The sequence below is a fragment of the Pseudomonas sp. PDM18 genome, assembly GCF_014852585.1.
In the GTDB taxonomy this organism is placed as follows: Bacteria; Pseudomonadota; Gammaproteobacteria; order Pseudomonadales; family Pseudomonadaceae; genus Pseudomonas.
In genome coordinates this window covers 235,333-250,460 of the sequence record NZ_JACVBX010000005.1, presented here as the reverse complement: position 1 = coordinate 250,460, position 15,128 = coordinate 235,333, and the positions used below count along the sequence as shown (strand labels likewise).

Here is a 15,128-nt window from a genome sequence, read left to right as displayed (position 1 = left end):
AGGGCGATGACCGCTACTGCGGTTTGCGCCAGTGGCCGTTGCTCTGCTGTTCGCAGAAGGGCTGGAGGATGCGCGCGTCGCTGGCCACCCCGTAGTAGTGGATGTCCTGGCGGTAGGGCACGCCCTGGGTCTGGGCGTTCTCACAGACACCGAAGGCGCCGCTGGGGCAGTTTTCGGCGTAGGTCACCTCGACCTTCTGGTCCTTGAGCTGCGGCTGGCAGAAGCCCTCGCGGAAGAGCTTTTCCGGGATGGTGCGGTTCTGCTGGCAGACCTTTACGTCGACGTCCTTGCCCTGGGTGTGCACCACGCAGGCTTCGCCGTGGGCGAGCAGGGGCAGGCAGGCGAGGGCTAGGGGCAGCAACAGGCGCATGATCGATCCGGGGTTGGCGAAAGAAAGCCGCGACTCTAGCGCTTTTCCCGGCGAGCGTCAGGCGGCACCATGGGCGAATGTTGAAGCAGATCCCGACTCATCTCATCGCCGGCCCCCTCGGGGCGGGCAAGACCAGCCTGCTGCAGGACCTGCTGGCGCAACGCCCGGCGGGTGAGCGCTGGGCCGTGCTGGTCAACGAATTCGGCCAGGTCGGCCTGGACGCCGCGCTGTTGTCCCGCGACGAAGACGGCATCGCCCTGGGCGAAGTCGCTGGCGGCTGCCTGTGCTGCGTGAATGGCGCGCCGTTCCAGGTCGGCCTCGGCCGGCTGCTGCGCAAGGCCAGGCCGCATCGCGTGTTCATCGAGCCTTCCGGTCTGGGCCATCCCGCGCAACTGCTGGCGCAACTGCGCGGCGCGCCATGGGAGGGTGTACTGGCGGTGCAGCCACTGGTGATGGTGCTCGATGCCGCCGCACTGGCTGCCGGGCAGCCGCTGCCCGAGGCGCAGCGCCTGGCGCTGGGCGAAGCATCGCTGCTGCTGATGAACAAGTCCGAAGCGCTGGATGACGGAGCGCGTGCGGTCTTGGCGGCGCGTTTGCCGGAGGTGCCGTTGCGCTGGACGACCCGCGGCCGCCTGCCGCTGGGCGAGCTGCCGAGTACGCCGATTGAAGCGGCGAGTGCTGATTTGCCGCAGCGCGCTTCGTCCACCGAACCGGCGATGCTGTTGCGCCGTGACTCGCCGCTGCGCCAGGTACGCGTCGAAGAGGGCCGACAGGCGGTCGGCTGGCGCTTCCACCGTGACTGGCGCTTCCGCACGGCCGAGATTGACGCCTGGCTGGCCGGGCTTCCCGGCCTGTTGCGGGCCAAGGCGGTGCTGCACGGCGAGGACGCCTGGCTGGCCTGCAACCGTACCGTTGGTCCGGCGCCGTGGACGCCAAGCGCGTGGCGCAAGGACAGCCGTATAGAGCTGATCCTGGCCACTGAACTTGATCCACAGGTGCTGCAGGACGGTCTTTTTCGCTGCGCGATTGCACCCATCTGACAGATAAGGTTGCCCTCCCGGAGCGAGTGAATGATAATAATTATCAGAAGATATTGCTTCGTGAACTCTTCCCGCAGGCTTTTTCATGTCGTTACCCCAACCGCGCAAAGCGGCGGACGCAAGTCCTGCCGTGGACGCTGAGGAACAGCTGTTCACTTCCGCCACGGCGGATGACGGCGCCCATTTGCCCAGCGTGAACGCCCAGCGCGCCAATGAGGCCAGCCTGAGACTCGTCAGCTGTGCGGGTCCTCGCCGTGACGAGGAAGTGGCGACCGAAGAAGTCCTGATTCCCTACGCCGCGCCGGTCGAAGGCGTGGAAGACGGCGACCAGCCGCCGCCTCCCGGTGGCTGGTGGAAGTCCTCCGGTCTGGCCATCGGCCTGCATCTGGCGATCGTCGCCGCGCTGATCTGGGTGGTGCCCACGCCGGCTGAACTGAATCTGGGCGCTGGCGAGATGCCCAAGGCCATGCAGGTCAGTGTCGTCACCCTGCCGCCCAAGCCTGAGCCGGTGCAGCAGCCGCCCGCCGCCGCGCCGACTCCCCCGCCGCCGGAACCCGAGCCCCCCAAGCCCATCGAGCCGCCCAAGCCGGTAGAGAAGCCCAAGCCCAAACCAAAGCCGGTCGAGAAGGCCGTGCCCAAGGTGTCGCCCAAGCCCAAGCCCAAGCCGAAACCCAAGCCCGAGCCTGACCCGGAGCCCGCCGAGGAAGCTGCCGCGCCGCCGACCCCGGCCGCCCCGCCGCCGCCCGCTGCGCCTACCGTTGGCCAGTTCACCGAGGGCGCCCAGGCCGCACCAGCCGGCTCGCAAGGCCCCGCCGGCCTGCCCACTGGCAGCCTCAACGACAGCGACATCAAGCCGCTGCGCATGGACCCGCCGGTCTACCCGCGCATGGCCCTGAACCGTGGCATCGAAGGTCGGGTGAAGGTGCTGTTCACCATCACCAGCGATGGTCGCATCGCCGACATCCAGGTGCTGGAGTCCACGCCACCGCGCATGTTCGACAACGCCGTGCGCGATGCCATGGACAAGTGGCGCTTTGAGCCCCGCGTCAGCGGCGGCCGGATCGTCGCCCGCCAGGCGACCAAGGTGTTCTTCTTCAAGCTCGAGGGGCGTCGCTAACGGTCCTTGCGAGCCAATGAAAAACGCGCCCGAGGGCGCGTTTTTTGTTTCCGGCGATTGGCTCTTGGTAGGAGCGAGCTTGCTCGCGAAGCGCCCCCGCAGCGGAGTCGCCGAGGAATCCGTTCGCGAGCGATAACCGCTCCTAAAGGTGACCCGTCAGCTCCTTGCGCAGCAACTCCAGCGCTTCCCGCGCCCCGCCCACGGCAATCTTCGCCGGCACGCCGAGCATCAGGTTCAGCGGCAGGCCGAAGCCCTCGATCTGGTTGCCGTCGCGGTCGCGGCCGGGCTCTTCGCCGTGCCATTCACAGGGCAGGCGTTCCGCGCAGTTGCCGCCTTCGTCGATGTAGCCGAACAGGGGTTTGCCCAGTGCGGCCGCGTAACCCAGTTCGAACGCCGTGCCGCTGTCCGGCTCGGCGCCGCGGAAGGGGTTGAGGTTGGCCAGCACCGCGTCGGCCTGGCGGATCAGGTCGAGGTTCGCCTGGTAGATCCAGCGCGCCTGCGCCACTGGCTCGACGATGCCCGCCGGCACCGAATGATCCAGCGGGTAGAGCCCCTGCACGCCGAATTCGGCGCACAGGGCCTTGAGCCGCTCGCCCTGCTCGAAGGCATCGGGGAGGAATACGTCGGGGCCGGCGAGGTACAGCTTGAGCATGCTCAGAGTCCCATGAACGACAGCATCAGGAAGGTGGCGAACAGCACGAAGTGGGTCATGCCTTCGATGGCGTTGGTCTTGCCGTCATGCAGGTTGTAGCCGGCGACCATCAGGGTGATGAACATCATGCCGGTCTGCAGCGGGGTCATCGCCATCTGGATCGGCTGGCCCTTGAACAGCGCGAGGGCCTCGATCACCGGCACGGTGAGGATCACGGTGGACAGCGAGGCGCCCAGGGCAATGTTGACCACCGGCTGCATACGGTTGGCCATGGCGGCGCGCAGGGCGGTGAGGATTTCCGGGCTGGCGGAGATCGCCGCCACCAGCAGCGCCGGCACGATGGGCGGCACGCCGCTGCCTTCCAGGCCGACGTCCAGGGCCTTGGACATCACCTCGGCCAGCGCGCCGATCAGCACCACGCCAACCACCAGCAGGCCCATGGACTGCTTGCTGCTGCCGGGGGCCTCGTGGCCTTCGCCGTGCTCGCCGTGGGTGGCGTAGTTGTAGCTGAAGAAGTAGCTGTGCTGGCCGGTCTGCATGCGCAGAAACAGCGCGTAGAGCATGACCATGCAGCCGATGGTGAAGAATGAGTAGAGCTTCCACTGCTCGGCTGGGATCAGCTCCGGCACCACCATGGAGATGCCCACGGCGGTGAGGATCATGGTCACGTAGGTCTTGCCCGAGTCGTCGTTGTACGACTGCTCGCCGTGCTTGAGGCCGCCCAGCAGTGCGGCGAGGCCGAGGATGCCGTTCATGTCGAGCATCACCGCGGCGTAGATGGTGTCGCGGGCCAGCGTCGGCGAGTGGTTGTGGTTCATCATGATCGCCAGGATCACCACCTCCACCAGCACCGCCGCCAGGGTCAGGATCATCGTGCCGTAGGGTTCGCCGACCTTCTCCGCGAGGATCTCGGCGTGATGCGCCACGCGCAGCGAAACGCCGATGATCACCGCCAGCAAGGCCGTGGCCGTGATCCCCGCGAGCATCTTGCCGCCGCCCAGCAGGCTGTGCTCCAGCGGGTAGACCGCAATCGCCACCAGTAGGGCGAGGAGGAGGAATTTTTCGTCTTTGAGCGCGCGCAACATTGAGGGGGATGTCCATTCCGTAAGAGGCGAGTGCGCCATCTTAGGCAATGCCCGATGACCGCACCAGCCGCCGCCGGACCACAGCGGGACGCGGCCCACGTGGGTTGTGCTGCCCATCATCGGCAAGTTCGCCTGCATCCTCGCCGGGCCGTGCGATAATTTGCCGATTGCCTGGATAACGAGAACTCACCATGTACGACTGGCTCAATGCCCTGCCCAAGGCCGAATTGCACCTGCACCTGGAGGGTTCGCTGGAGCCCGAGCTGCTTTTCGCCCTGGCCGAGCGCAACAAGGTCGCCCTGCCCTGGGGCGACGTCGAGAGCCTGCGCAAGGCCTATGCGTTCAACAACCTGCAGGAATTCCTCGACCTCTACTACGCTGGCGCCGATGTGCTGCGCACCGAGCAGGATTTCTACGACCTGACCTGGGCGTACCTTCAGAAGTGCAAGGCGCAGAACGTCATCCACGTCGAGCCGTTCTTCGACCCGCAGACCCACACCGACCGCGGCGTGTCCTTCGAGGTGGTGCTGCGTGGCATCCAGGGCGCGCTCAAGGATGGCGAGAAACAACTGGGCATCAGCCATGGCCTGATCCTCAGCTTCCTGCGCCACCTGTCCGAGGAAGAGGCGTTCAAGACCCTCGACCAGGCCATGCCGTTCCGCGACGCTTTCGTCGCAGTCGGCCTGGACAGCTCCGAAGTCGGTCACCCGCCGAGCAAGTTCCAGCGCGTGTTCGACCGCGCCCGCAGCGAAGGCTTCCTCACCGTCGCCCACGCTGGCGAGGAAGGCCCGCCGGAGTACATCTGGGAAGCCCTGGACCTGCTCAAGATCGAGCGCATCGACCACGGCGTGCGCGCCATCGAGGACGAGCGGCTGATGCAGCGCATCATCGACGAGCAGATCCCGCTGACCGTCTGCCCACTGTCCAACACCAAGCTCTGCGTGTTCGACCACATGCGCGAGCACAACATCCTCGACATGCTCGAACGCGGCGTGAAGGTGACGGTGAACTCGGACGACCCAGCCTACTTCGGCGGCTACGTCACCGAGAACTTCCAGGCCCTGCACGAGCACCTGGGGATGACGCGGGAGCAGGCGCAGCGGCTGGCGCAGAACAGCCTGGATGCGCGGTTGGTGAAGTAATGAGGTCCGGCGTCGGCTTGTAACACCCTCTCCCTTCAGGGAGAGGGTTGGGGAGAGGGCATCGCCCAGCGCCAGATTCTGACCTGGAAACCCCGTCCCGATCCGTCCCCTCATCTGGCGCCTGCGACCTTTCGCGCAACCCCTGCTACCCCTATAAGAACGCCTCTCCCACCGTCACGAGGTAGCAGCATGAACAGGATCGTCGCCATCACCGGCGGCTTCGGCCATCTGGGCAGCGTGGTCGGCCAGGCATTCGCCGAGGCTGGCTGGCAGGTCGCGTTGCTCGACCGCGCGGTCGGCCCGCGTTATCCACAGGCCGGCGCGTTGTCCATCGGCGGCATCGATCTCACCGATCCCGTCGCGGCCCGTGCCGCGCTGGAGCAGGTCAACGAGCATTTCGGCGGCCTGGACGCGCTGATCAACGTGGCTGGCGGCTTCCACTGGGAAACCCTGGGCGATGGCGACGTCGATACCTGGGACCTGATGTACCGCATCAACCTGCGCACCGCCGTGGTCTCCAGCCAGGCCGCGCTGGCGCACCTGAAGGCACGCGGGCACGGGCGCATCCTCAACATCGCTGCCGCGGCCGCCACCCGCGCGGCGCTGGGCATGGGTGCCTATGCGGCGTCCAAGGCCGGCGTCATGCGCCTGACCGAGGCGCTGGCTGAGGAACTGAAGGACGCGCGCATCACCGTCAACGCGCTCATGCCGAGCATCATCGACACCCCGCAGAACCGCGCCGACATGCCCACTGCGGAATTCGACCGCTGGGTGAAGCCGGAGCAGTTGGCGGCAACGCTGCTGTTCCTCGCCTCGGATTCGGCGGCGGCGATCACCGGCGCCTGCATTCCGGTGACCGGGCGGGTCTGAATTCAGACTTAGGCCGTATTGGACGACGGCGGCCTCGGCCCCTATCCTCGCCTGCTGTCTTGCTGTCCGGTTCCCCGTCATGTCCCACGTCCTGACCGTCGTCCTGCCGATCTTCGCGCTGATCCTGGTCGGCTGGCTGTGCCGGCGCAGCAATCGCCTCGGCCCGCAGGCGGCCGCGGAGATCAACAAGCTGGTGGTCTGGCTGTGCCTGCCGGCGTTGCTGTTCAAGGTCACCGCCACCGCGACCTGGGAGGAAATCTGGCAGCCGGGCTTCCTCGCCGCCTTCACCGGCGGCTGCCTGCTGGTGTTCTTCGCCACTCTTGTCTGGCGGCTGATGCAGGGCCGCGCGCTGCCGGCGGCGAGCATCGACGGCCTCAGCGCGTCCTACGCCAATACCGGCTACATGGGCATTCCGCTGTGCCTGCTGGTGTTCGGCCAGGACGGCCTGGAGCCGGCGCTGATCGCCTCGCTGCTGGTGGTCTGCGTGCTGTTCGCCATCGCCGTGGTGTGCATCGAGATCGGCCTGCAGGAGGAGAAGCACATCGGCCGCGCCGTCTGGGTGGTGAGCAAGGCGCTGGGCAAGAACCCGCTGGTGGTGTCGCCGATCATTGGCGGTCTGTGGGCGGTGACCGGCATGGGCCTACCGGCGCCTTTGCTGCATTTCCTCGACATGCTTGCCGCCGCCACCACGCCTTGTGCGCTGGTGTCGCTGGGCCTGTTCCTGGCGCAGAAGCAGGACGGCGAGCAGGTCGGAGCCTGGCCGCTGGTGGCGATCAAACTGATCGGCCAGCCGCTGCTCACCGGCTTCCTCGCCTACAAGGTGTTCGACCTGCCGCCGCTTTGGGCGGACTCGGCGCTGCTGCTCAGCGCACTGCCCACCGGCACCGGGCCGTTCATGCTCGCCGAGTACTACCAGCGCGAGGCGGCGGTGGTGTCGCGGAGCATCCTGGTGTCGACGCTGGGGTCGCTGGTCACGCTGTCCATGTGCCTGCTGTGGATCGCTCGATAAGGCTGTCGTCACTCGGGACACCCGTGCCGCCGCTTGCCCTCACCCCAGCCCCCTCGCTCCTACAAAACCGGGCATAAAAAAACGGACCGGCCATCGCGGGGATGGCGGGTCCGTTGCGCAAACGCAGGGGACCGTCACCGGGGAAAGGTGACGATCCAGACGCAGCCCCTCAGGCGTATGGCCCGAATTGCGTCAACGTTGCGATCAAGCCGGTTCGGTCAGCGCGCCCGCAGCGCGCGCGGGTAGTTGGCGGCTGGAGATCCGGTGGGCGTCGCCCGCCGGTGCCGTGCCCTTGTCGTAGGGTTTGGCCAGCAGCATGTAGACCAGGCCCGCGCCGATCACCACGACGGTGGTGAGGATCATCGAGTAGTTCATGTACCAGGGCGCGTCCGGGGTGCGCGGCCAGACCATGTTGGTAATAGCCGCCACGCCGTAGATCAGCGCCGCGATGTTCACCGGCACGCCCCACTTGCCCAGGCTGAAGTGGCCGCCGGGCACCCAGCCCTTGGCGCGGGCGATCAGCGAGGCGATGACGATCAGCTGGAAGGACACGTAGATGCCGATCGCGGCGAAGCCGACGATGGTGGCCACGGCGTCGCCCATGAACAGGCCCAGGCAGACGATGGCCGCCGGCATCACGCCTGCTACCACCAGCGCAACGGCCGGCACGTGGTTGGTGTTGAGCTTGGACAGGGCCTTGCTGCCAACGATCATCTCGTCGCGGGCATAGGCGAACAGCAGGCGGCTGGCGGCGGCCTGCAGGCTCAGTACGCAGGACACGAACGACACCATCACCACCGCCATCACCAGCTTCGAGCCGACCGGGCCGAAGGCATTGGCGAGAATAGTGGTCACCGGGTCGGTGTCTTCGCCGTTGATCACGCGCTGGATGTCCGGCACCGAGAGGATCAGCGCCAGGCACGCGAACATCGCGGCGGCGCCGCCGATGTAGATGGTCATGCGCATGGTCTTGGGGATCATCTTGCCGGGGTTCGGGGTCTCCTCGGCGACGTCACCGCAGGCTTCGAAGCCGTAGTACTGGAACAGCCCCGCCAGGGACGCGGCGAGGAAGGCCGGCCAGTAGCTGCCGTCGATGCGGATGTCGAAGGTGTTGAACAGCACGCTGAAGGGTTGATGACGCTCGAAGATCAGCAGGTAGCCGCCCACCAGCAACGCACCACCGAGTTCGCAGATGAAGCCGAACATGGCGACGCGGGCCAGCAGCTTGGTGCCGGACAGGTTGAGCACCGTGGACAGCGCGATCAGTGCCAGGGCGATGCCGATTGCGGCGTTGCCGTGCATCTCGAAGCCGAGCATGGCGGCCATGTAGGGGCTGGCGCCCACGGCGATGCCGGCGATGGATGTGCACAGGGCCCAGGCATATACCCAGCCCACCATCCACGCCCAGCGCTTGCCCACCAGGCGGCGCGCCCAGGGGTAGACGCCGCCGGAGATCGGGAATTGCGAGACCACTTCGCAGAACACCAGGCACACCAGCATCTGGCCCAGGCCGATCAGCAGGTAGGTCCAGAACATCGGCGGACCACCGGCGGCCAGGCACAGGCCGAACAGGGTGTAGACGCCGACCACCGGCGACAGGTAGGTGAAGCCCAGGGAGAAGTTCTCCCACAGGCTCATGCTGCGTTCGAAGTTGGAGCTGTAGCCGAGGGCAGCGAGCTGCTCGGCGTCGGAATCGGTTACGCCAGCGGCACGCTTGGCAGGAGACCCACTCATCGTTGTTTCCTCTCAGGGGTTGATGGGCAGAAGGCAATCGGCCGGCGGGCCTCACGACGCCCGCCGGTTCCCTTTTCGGGTTTTTAGTTGTGTGCTGTTGCGAGGTTTCTTATTGGCCGTCGTCGAACTGCGAGAGCCACTGCACCGCCTGCTGGTGGTAGCGGGTGAAGCCCTTGTAGTCGACGAGCTGCTGGTCGAGGGTCTTGAGCACGCGGTGCATGCGCTTGGCCCACGCCGGGTTGGTGGCGATGTCTTCCAGGCTCAGCAGGTAGGTGCGGATCGGGAACACGATGGCGTTGCTGCGCGGCAGACGGTGCAGCGGCTGCAGCTCGATGCGCAAGTAGACCTTTTTACCGGCGTTCTCGGCGGTCACCGTGGTGCGGTCCGGCGCCCACTCGGGCAGGGACTCGGCGGACACGTCCAGGCGCGGGTTGACGGTCAGCGACCAGTTCAGGCGGCGCACCGGGTGGCCGTTGCGCAGGCGCAGGAGGAACTTCAGCGCGCGGTCGAGCATGCCGGTTTCCTTGACCAGCGGCACCGGGCCGTGGAACTCGTGCCAGGCCATGCCCAGGTTGAAGCGCAGCGAGTAGTCGGCGCGCTGGGTGGCGATGCCCGCGCCCCAGTACAGGGTGCCGTCGCGCTCTTCCTGCAGGACCCAGTCGCCTTGGGCCTGGCGGGTGACGTATTCCATCGGCTCAAAGGGCAGGGTCGACGGATCACCGAAGGTGAAGGTGTCGTCGATGTTCAGCAGCTTGTTGGTCCAGTGCCAGCGAGTGCCGTCCTTCTCCAGGGAGAAGTACTCCGGGTAATCCTTGGCATAGGACTCCATGATCAGTTCGAGCAGGTCCCACTGCGCCTCCATCATGTGCGGCGCGGAGACGTAGTGCATGCCCGGGTCCTTCTCCAGGGTGATCGCACGGTCGCGGCACTCGCTGATGTAATGCTCGTCGATGTCGAACACCGCGCGGAAGGCGTCGTTGCCCACCGAAACGTGCGGCTCCAGGTTCATCGAGTACATGTACTCGTCGTCCGGGAAGGGCCAGGGCGCGCGGTCGATGCAGGCCTGGCTGTTGGCGTAGGTGTAGTCGTCGCGGTAGGTTTCGTCGGGGCGGAATTGGATGGTCATGGTCGTTCTCCGGCTCAGCAGTCGATGACCAGGCGCGAGCATTTGGCACGCGACACGCAGGGCATGATTTTCTGGTTGGCGGCCTTGTCCTCGTCGGACAGCCAGTCGTCGGTGTGGAGGATTTCTCCGTCCAGCTCGAGGACGCGGGTCTCGCACATGCCGCAGGCGCCGCCGCGGCACAGGTACGGGATCTCGTGGCCGGCGGCCTCGGCGGCTTCCAGCAGGCTCTGGTCGGGCGACACCTCGATGGTCGCGCCGCTGCGCGCCAGGGTGACCTGGAACGCCTCTCCGACGCTGCCCTGTTCGAGGAAGCGCTCGTAGTGGATATGGCTGTCGGTCCAGCCGTGGGCGTGGGCGGCGTCGATGGTCGCCTGGATCATGCCCTCGGGACCGCAGACGTAGACGTCGCTGCCCAGCGGCCGGTCGGCCAGCACGGCGCTGATGTTCAGGCGCTCGCCACGCTCGTCGCGGTACAGGCGCACGGCGTCGCCGTATTCCTGCAGCAGTTCCTCACCCAGGCGCGCATGGGCGTCGCCGCGCACCGCCAGGTGGACTTCGAAGGGCGTGCCGCGCAGGCGCAGCTCGGCCAGTTGCGAGCACACCGGGGTGATGCCCACGCCGCCGGCGATGAACAGGTGCAGGCGCGCGTGCTTGCTCAGCGGGAACAGGTTCACCGGGCGGAGGATTTCCAGCTCGTCGCCTTCGCGCACCACGTCATGCATGTGTTTGGAGCCGCCACGGCCCTCTTCCACGCGGCGCACGGCGATCTGGTAGGCGCTGGCGTCGTAGGGCGAACTCATCAGCGAGTAGGCGTTGCGGTAGGTGCCGCTGGCGTGGGGCATCAGCACCACGACGTTGCTGCCGCCGGAAAACGGCGTCAGGTGCGCGCCGTCGGTGGAGGCCAGGGTGAAGCGCTTGATCTCCGGGGTCACCTGCTCGATGCGGGTGACGCGGACCTTCAGGGTTCCGTTGGACAGGCTCATGTGTCGAGCTCCTCGGCTTCAGGCAGTTCGCCGGGGACTTCGGCGTCGGCCTTCACCGCCTGGAAGGCGGCGAGGCGGCGGGAGTAGTGGTCGCGGACCACCAGGGTGCGGGCGCAGTGCGGGCACTCGAAGACGCGCTGGGTGACGTTCTCGGTGTAGCCGTCGCAGTGCACGCACCAGACGCGGCGCACGAAGGAGCCGGCATGCTCGCGCAGCACCTCGTCCTTGTTCAGGTTGATCGCATCGGCGGCCTGCATGGCGGTGCCGATGAAGCTCTCGGAACCGGCCAGGTACAGGCGGGTGCCCATGCGGGACTGGCCCAGCAGCGCGTGCAGGTCATCGACCAGCGCGCGGTTGCTCGGGTAGATCGCAAGCTCGACGTCGGTGATGTCGCGCAGCGCGGCGAGGTGATCCTGGCCGGAGAAGGATTCGGTGGAATACAGCACGCGGATGGGCGCGGTGCGCGGCATCTCGCCGAGCAGGCGGAGCATGGCGGCGCCGCCGCTGCCCTGGCCGGCGATGATGTGGTGGTGGCCACCGGCGAGCGGGCGCAACTGGTCGTAGACCGGCCGGCTCTTGATACCTGTGATGAGCATTGTTCTTGTGCCTCCAGAACTGCCGCGGCCCTGAGTCAGAAGCGGCGGCGCGATTCGAGGACCCGTGCACGGTCACGGGTCGGAGGTACACAGAGCATAGGCTGTGCCAAATGGTTAACTAATTGAAATTTAAGGAAAAAATAAAAATCGGAAAACGCAGGTGTAAGCAGAAATGACAACGCCTGTAGGCAGCCTTGCAGCGGTGGATTGTCGCAGGGGGCGTTTTTGAAGCGGCGGGAAGGCGGCGTGATCGGGTGCTGAGGAAATGCTGTCTGTAGGAGCGAGCTTGCTCGCGAACCTTGCCGTAACTCGGGGCCTGCGGCCGCCCTCACCCTAACCCTCTCCCAGAGGGAGAGGGGACTGATCGGCATGAGCTTCACCTTGCGGGCTCGCCGGCTGACTCCCAATCATCCGCGCGCTCCAGACGGCCCCCTCTCCCTCTGGGAGAGGGCTGGGGTGAGGGGCTTTTCGGAAAACAGCGCGGTAGGGCGGATAACCCGGAACGGGTTATCCGCCACCACGGCGGATAACGCCGTGGGGCGTTATGCGCCCTACGTCAGGTGACTTTTGCGGGAGCGCTCAATCATCCCGCTGCAACTTGCGGATCAGCGTGCCGACATCGATACCCAGGTGGATCGCCGCCTTGCGCTTGCTGCCGCACAGGCGCACCGCGCGCAGGATCACCTGGCGTTCGTAGCGCTGCACCTGCGCCTTGAGCGGCTGGTCGTCGATGGCCGCCGCCGGTTCGTCGAGGGCGACGGGGCTACCGGCCGGCGGCGCGCCGAGCAGTTCCGGCGGCAGGTGCAGTTCTTCCGCCACGTCGTCGGCCAGCACGGCGAGGCGCTCGAAGATGTTCACCAGCTCGCGGATGTTGCCGGGGTAGTCGTAGCCCAGCAGACGTTCGCGGCAACTTGATGCCAGCCGAAGCGGCGGCTGGCGGTCGCGGTTGATGCGCGCCAGGAGGATGTCCATCAGCACCGGCAGGTCGTCGCGGTGGGCGCGCAGCGGCGGGATTTCCACCGGCAGCACGGCCAGGCGGTAGTAGAGGTCGGCGCGGAATTCGCCGGCCGCCACCTGGGCGCGCAAATCCTTGTTGGTCGCGGCGATCACCTGTACCTGAACCTGCTTGGACAATGGCGAACCCACCGGCTGGATGGTGCCGTCCTCGAGGAACTTGAGCAGCTTGGCCTGCACCTGCAGCGGGATTTCGCCGATCTCGTCGAGGAACAGCGTGCCGCCCGAGGCGCTCTCGATATAGCCGCGCTTGCCCGACTGCAACGCGCCGGTGAAGGCGCCGCGCTCGTAACCGAACATCTCCGACTCGAACAGGGTTTCCGGAATGCTCGCGCAGTTCACGTCGATGAAGGGCCGGTCGCCCCAGCCGGCGGCGCGGTGGATATGCCGGGCGATGGCGGTCTTGCCCACGCCGGGCTCGCCGAGAAGCAGCAGGCGCGCGCGGCGGCGGAAGGCGCGCACGCCCATGTCGGCGATGGAGGACAGCAGCGGCGACATGTGCAGCGCGTTGTCCTGCGGGTCGCCCAGGCCCTGCAGGTCGGTGGTCGAGGCGCGCCCGGAAGGGCTGCGCAGGCTGCCCGCCGTGCCCGGCTCGTATTCGCGCTGGATCAGCAAGGTGTAGGGCTTCTCATAGGCCGTGGTGGGCACCGCCTGGGCGCGGGTGAGGAACACCCTGCCATCGCGCGAGCGGGTCAGCGCGCTTTTGCCGCCACGCTGCAGGGCCTGTTGGAAGTCGTCGAACTGCAGCGCCGAACGCTGGAAGAAGTCCACGTCCGGCAGGCCCAGCACGTCGACGCGGGTGACGCGGTTGACCCGTTCCGCTGCGAGGTTGATGAAGCGCACCCGCGAGTCGCCGTCGCAGACGATCAGCGCCTCGCTGAAACTGTCCAGCAGGGCGTGCAGCGCCGGCGTTTCCAGCAGGGCGGAGAGCATCTCGCCCGACGCGCTGACCGACGAGCGCATGCCCATGCGCAGCGGTGCGAAGAAGCCTTCTTCGCTCATGGATGCAGCTCCGTCGCGTTGTTTGCCTGGCGCAGCACGAAGACGCGCCAGGCCACGCCCTCGCGGATGAGGATGCGCGAGCAGTGGCTGTTGAAGGACTGGTAGTTGCCGAACTGGTCCGGCAGGTCGAGTACCTGCCAGGTTCGTTCGGGCAGCGGCATGCGGTTCAGCGTCGAGGCCAGGCCGGCGGCGCGGGTGATGCCGAAGGTTTGCTCGAAGGCCGCGTTGCGCCATTGCGGCTGGGCCTGCTCGTCGATCACCAGCACGGCGTCGGGCACCGCGTCGAACACCCGGCGCAGCGCTTCGATGCGCTGCTCGGCGTCATGTTGCATGCGTAGCTCCTGGCTGACGTCGCGCAGGCTGCCCCACATGCGCAGCATGCGGCCGTTGTGGATGCTGGCGCGCACGTCGTTCTCCACGTAGGCCGGCGAGCCGTCGTGGCGGCGGTCCACCGACAGCGCGCCGTCGACGTGGAATTCCGCCTCGATCAGGCGCCGCACGAACTCTTCGTTGGCCGGGCTGCGCGGCCAGTACAGGCGCACCGGCTGCTCGCTGAAATCGACGTCGGCGGGCATCTCGTAGATGTTGGCCATGGCGCGGTTGCACATGCGCCAGTAGGAGCGGTTCTCGAATACCTGGCGGACGATCTCGTCGGGCGTCTCGCGCACGTCCACCGACTCGGCAAACTCGATGCACCAGTAGGCCACCCGCGCGCTGAAGAGCATCTGGCTCATCACTTCGTTGGCGCTCTGCAGCTCGCCCAGGCGGCGGCTGATCGGCCCCAGCGGCATCTTCACCAGGTGCAGGCGCGCGGGCTCGCCGTCGCGCCATTGCAGCACGCCGCTGGCGAGCACCGGCAGCAGGCCGCCGTTGTGGCGGATCAGGGTCAGTTCGAGGTCCTGCACGCGCTCATCGGCCGGCGGGCTGGCGAACAGCTGCATCAGCGCGTTCAGCGAGTCGGCGGTGTAGATCAGCTCGGCGCCCTGGCCATCCAGCGAGCCGGGCGCGTAGCCGAGCTGGTCGGTCTGCTCGGCGGAGACTTCGATGAAGCGTCCTTGGGACGTCAGGCTGTCGGACAGCAGCAGGCCTCTGTCCAGCAGCAGTTTCAGTGGGTCCATTTCTCCCTCCAAGGCAGATCTCCAAGGCAAATTCCCAACACGGCGATGCGGCCGCACGGCCGCGAACAAGCGGCACTCAAGGAGACCAAGGCATGTTGCATGCCAGCCTGAAACCCCGTGTGCCGTGGGGTTGCGTGCACGGATGTATGCAAAAACGCAGCACTGAGCGCAGACCTGCAGCGCAGATTGCAGAGTATCCGCTGCACGCCTGCAGCGCCGCGCCGCGCGATGGAAGGCGCAGCGATTCCCGCGGCAAATACTGGCCAGTTG

Annotated in this window: 14 protein-coding genes; 5 read left to right on the top strand and 9 right to left on the bottom strand. The window is 66.9% G+C overall.

Features of this window, described 5'->3' with window-relative positions; all coding sequences use genetic code 11:
• Positions 1 to 13: 13 nt before the first annotated feature.
• Positions 14 to 370 (bottom strand): NADH:ubiquinone oxidoreductase, encoded by a 357-nt coding sequence (locus IB274_RS13150; protein ID WP_192294118.1) that lies wholly within the window; start codon positions 368 to 370, stop codon positions 14 to 16.
• Positions 371 to 447: 77 nt separating this feature from the next.
• On the opposite strand from IB274_RS13150, the gene IB274_RS13145 reads away from it, so the two are divergent.
• Together IB274_RS13145 and IB274_RS13140 are read left to right on the top strand one after the other, a co-directional pair.
• Positions 448 to 1,410, top strand: a complete 963-nt coding sequence (locus tag IB274_RS13145; RefSeq protein WP_192432391.1) for a CobW family GTP-binding protein — start codon at positions 448 to 450, stop codon at positions 1,408 to 1,410.
• An 85-nt stretch (positions 1,411 to 1,495) separates the two neighbouring features.
• Positions 1,496 to 2,527 (top strand): energy transducer TonB, encoded by a 1,032-nt coding sequence (locus IB274_RS13140; protein WP_192432390.1) that lies wholly within the window; start codon positions 1,496 to 1,498, stop codon positions 2,525 to 2,527.
• 142 nt (positions 2,528 to 2,669) lie between these two features.
• On the opposite strand, the gene IB274_RS13135 is transcribed toward IB274_RS13140, so the two are convergent.
• Both IB274_RS13135 and IB274_RS13130 read right to left on the bottom strand, forming a co-directional pair.
• Positions 2,670 to 3,179, bottom strand: a complete 510-nt coding sequence (locus IB274_RS13135) for a nucleoside 2-deoxyribosyltransferase (protein WP_192432389.1) — start codon at positions 3,177 to 3,179, stop codon at positions 2,670 to 2,672.
• Between the two features lie 2 nt (positions 3,180 to 3,181).
• On the bottom strand, positions 3,182 to 4,264 hold the full coding sequence (locus tag IB274_RS13130; RefSeq protein WP_192432388.1) for a calcium:proton antiporter: 1,083 nt from the start codon (positions 4,262 to 4,264) through the stop codon (positions 3,182 to 3,184).
• Between the two features lie 191 nt (positions 4,265 to 4,455).
• Here IB274_RS13130 and IB274_RS13125 point away from each other — a divergent pair, with 191 nt between their 5' ends.
• From IB274_RS13125 to IB274_RS13115, 3 genes are all read left to right on the top strand, one after another.
• On the top strand, positions 4,456 to 5,406 hold the full coding sequence (locus IB274_RS13125) for an adenosine deaminase (RefSeq protein ID WP_192432387.1): 951 nt from the start codon (positions 4,456 to 4,458) through the stop codon (positions 5,404 to 5,406).
• 189 nt (positions 5,407 to 5,595) lie between these two features.
• Positions 5,596 to 6,276, top strand: coding sequence for an SDR family NAD(P)-dependent oxidoreductase (locus IB274_RS13120; protein WP_192432386.1), 681 nt, complete (start codon positions 5,596 to 5,598; stop codon positions 6,274 to 6,276).
• 79 nt (positions 6,277 to 6,355) lie between these two features.
• Positions 6,356 to 7,285 (top strand): AEC family transporter, encoded by a 930-nt coding sequence (locus tag IB274_RS13115; protein ID WP_192432385.1) that lies wholly within the window; start codon positions 6,356 to 6,358, stop codon positions 7,283 to 7,285.
• Between the two features lie 204 nt (positions 7,286 to 7,489).
• Here the strand turns inward: IB274_RS13115 and IB274_RS13110 are convergent, their stop codons facing one another.
• The 6 genes from IB274_RS13110 to IB274_RS13085 form a co-directional block, all read right to left on the bottom strand.
• Complete coding sequence (locus tag IB274_RS13110; protein WP_192432384.1) at positions 7,490 to 9,019, bottom strand: APC family permease; 1,530 nt, start codon at positions 9,017 to 9,019, stop codon at positions 7,490 to 7,492.
• 109 nt (positions 9,020 to 9,128) lie between these two features.
• Entirely contained in the window at positions 9,129 to 10,145 is a 1,017-nt protein-coding gene (locus tag IB274_RS13105; protein WP_192432383.1) for a heme-dependent oxidative N-demethylase family protein, read from the bottom strand.
• Between the two features lie 14 nt (positions 10,146 to 10,159).
• The gene (locus tag IB274_RS13100) at positions 10,160 to 11,128 is read right to left on the bottom strand and encodes a PDR/VanB family oxidoreductase (protein ID WP_192432382.1); all 969 of its coding nucleotides are present in this window, start codon (positions 11,126 to 11,128) and stop codon (positions 10,160 to 10,162) included.
• The gene (locus IB274_RS13095; protein ID WP_192432381.1) at positions 11,125 to 11,724 is read right to left on the bottom strand and encodes a dimethylamine monooxygenase subunit DmmA family protein; all 600 of its coding nucleotides are present in this window, start codon (positions 11,722 to 11,724) and stop codon (positions 11,125 to 11,127) included. The genes IB274_RS13100 and IB274_RS13095 overlap by 4 nt, the downstream gene beginning before the upstream one ends.
• Before the next feature lie 579 nt (positions 11,725 to 12,303).
• Positions 12,304 to 13,740: a sigma-54 interaction domain-containing protein gene (locus IB274_RS13090; RefSeq protein ID WP_192432380.1), complete on the bottom strand. Its 1,437-nt coding sequence runs from the start codon at positions 13,738 to 13,740 to the stop codon at positions 12,304 to 12,306.
• Entirely contained in the window at positions 13,737 to 14,858 is a 1,122-nt protein-coding gene (locus tag IB274_RS13085; RefSeq protein WP_192294094.1) for a PAS domain-containing protein, read from the bottom strand. Before IB274_RS13085 ends, IB274_RS13090 begins: the two co-directional genes overlap by 4 nt.
• Between the last annotated feature and the right edge of the window lie 270 nt (positions 14,859 to 15,128).

What these genes read in the sequence shown, in the direction of transcription:
- IB274_RS13150 (WP_192294118.1), bottom strand. Translation starts at nt 370, where the DNA reads ATGCGCCTGTTGCTGCCCCTAGCCCTCGCCTGCCTGCCCCTGCTCGCC.
- IB274_RS13145 (WP_192432391.1), top strand. Translation starts at nt 448, where the DNA reads ATGTTGAAGCAGATCCCGACTCATCTCATCGCCGGCCCCCTCGGGGCG.
- IB274_RS13140 (WP_192432390.1), top strand. Translation starts at nt 1,496, where the DNA reads ATGTCGTTACCCCAACCGCGCAAAGCGGCGGACGCAAGTCCTGCCGTG.
- IB274_RS13135 (WP_192432389.1), bottom strand. Translation starts at nt 3,179, where the DNA reads ATGCTCAAGCTGTACCTCGCCGGCCCCGACGTATTCCTCCCCGATGCC.
- IB274_RS13130 (WP_192432388.1), bottom strand. Translation starts at nt 4,264, where the DNA reads ATGTTGCGCGCGCTCAAAGACGAAAAATTCCTCCTCCTCGCCCTACTG.
- IB274_RS13125 (WP_192432387.1), top strand. Translation starts at nt 4,456, where the DNA reads ATGTACGACTGGCTCAATGCCCTGCCCAAGGCCGAATTGCACCTGCAC.
- IB274_RS13120 (WP_192432386.1), top strand. Translation starts at nt 5,596, where the DNA reads ATGAACAGGATCGTCGCCATCACCGGCGGCTTCGGCCATCTGGGCAGC.
- IB274_RS13115 (WP_192432385.1), top strand. Translation starts at nt 6,356, where the DNA reads ATGTCCCACGTCCTGACCGTCGTCCTGCCGATCTTCGCGCTGATCCTG.
- IB274_RS13110 (WP_192432384.1), bottom strand. Translation starts at nt 9,019, where the DNA reads ATGAGTGGGTCTCCTGCCAAGCGTGCCGCTGGCGTAACCGATTCCGAC.
- IB274_RS13105 (WP_192432383.1), bottom strand. Translation starts at nt 10,145, where the DNA reads ATGACCATCCAATTCCGCCCCGACGAAACCTACCGCGACGACTACACC.
- IB274_RS13100 (WP_192432382.1), bottom strand. Translation starts at nt 11,128, where the DNA reads ATGAGCCTGTCCAACGGAACCCTGAAGGTCCGCGTCACCCGCATCGAG.
- IB274_RS13095 (WP_192432381.1), bottom strand. Translation starts at nt 11,724, where the DNA reads ATGCTCATCACAGGTATCAAGAGCCGGCCGGTCTACGACCAGTTGCGC.
- IB274_RS13090 (WP_192432380.1), bottom strand. Translation starts at nt 13,740, where the DNA reads ATGAGCGAAGAAGGCTTCTTCGCACCGCTGCGCATGGGCATGCGCTCG.
- IB274_RS13085 (WP_192294094.1), bottom strand. Translation starts at nt 14,858, where the DNA reads ATGGACCCACTGAAACTGCTGCTGGACAGAGGCCTGCTGCTGTCCGAC.